The sequence below is a fragment of the Microvirga sp. P5_D2 genome (genome assembly GCF_054049475.1).
In genome coordinates, this window is the sequence record NZ_JBFUMH010000366.1 from 1 (window position 1) to 1,188 (window position 1,188).

General features: G+C 60.4%; 1 protein-coding gene and 1 pseudogene. Both read left to right on the top strand.

From position 1 onward, the window contains the following. Nucleotides 1-384 (top strand): annotated as a pseudogene (locus tag ACXJKO_RS31710) (plasmid partitioning protein RepB); the annotation flags it as partial. Nucleotides 385-537: 153 nt separating this feature from the next. Continuing rightward, nucleotides 538-1,188, top strand: a 651-nt coding sequence (repC, locus tag ACXJKO_RS31715; RefSeq protein ID WP_457094969.1) for a plasmid replication protein RepC, incomplete at its 3' end; no start/stop codon positions are given.

A 1,188-nucleotide genomic window follows, 5' to 3' on the forward strand; every position in this document is an offset into this window, starting at 1 on the left:
CGCTGGTTGGCTCTAGCTGAGCATCGTGAGACGGCTGCATCGAAGACGGTCGCTGATAAAGCAATCGCTGACCCGACTTTCGCCACCCTCGACACTGACAGCAGGTTTGCGCGAGTGCTGAGCGCCATTAGCAAACCGGCGACCGGTCAGGGCGGCAAGGCAGGAACTAGAACTGTCGTCGCTCCCTCAGGGCAGAAAATTGCTCGGGTGACGCATGCCGGGACTGATTTGAAGATAGCTGTAGATCAGGGCTTAGGCGCGGGTTTCGCGGCCTTCCTGGTCGATCAGTTGCCAAGCCTGTTCGAAACCTACACGGCCGAGAACGGGAAAGGTGGAGCAGGCGAGGGCGGTCCCCTCGCCAGTCAGCAACACGAGCAGGAGTAACGCGGCAAAAGAAAAAGGCCCCCGGAACGAAGTCACGGAAGCCCTTCTCGTAGTCTCATCACCTCCGAGATTCCCACTTCCGAACAGCTCAGTCAAGAGTCTTGGCGTCATTTCGGCGAGCAGATTTCTATTGCCCTAAGCAGGGCACAGAACATGGATCACATCTCATCAACGCCCTTTGGGCGGCCGCTCTCGCTTGCCATGGTGGCTGCGAGGGTGAGGGTAGAGCATTGCTCACCCGAAACTATCGCTGAAAAGTGGAAGGTGCTCGACGACCTGCGCGAGGCCAAAGAGGCTTTGGGCGTGTCGGATCGGGCGCTTAGCGTCCTCAATGCTCTTCTGACATTCCATCAAGACGCGACCATGACGCTGGGGGAGGGGCTTATTGTTTTCCCCTCAAACAGGGCTCTGCTGCTGCGGGCCAACGGTATGGCGCCAGCAACTCTGCGGCGGAACCTGGCAGCGCTGGTCCACGCCGGGCTCATCATCCGACGCGACAGCCCCAATGGGAAGCGTTACGCCCGGAAAGGCGAGGGCGGTCAGGTTGAGCAGGCCTTTGGCTTTGATCTGAGCCCATTGGTGGCTCGTGCTGCCGAGTTCGAGAAGCTGGCAAAGAAGGCCCGTGCGCACGCCAAGGCCCGCTATCTGCTGCGGGAGGAAATCAGCCTTCTACGGCGCGATATCTCCCAGACCCTTCTGGTGGCGACTGCGGAGCATCTGGACGGCCCATGGGCGGATCTGTCTGAGGCGTTCAGAGCAACCGGCGGCATGCCGGCGCGGAACGCGGATCAGGTTGTGTTGGAG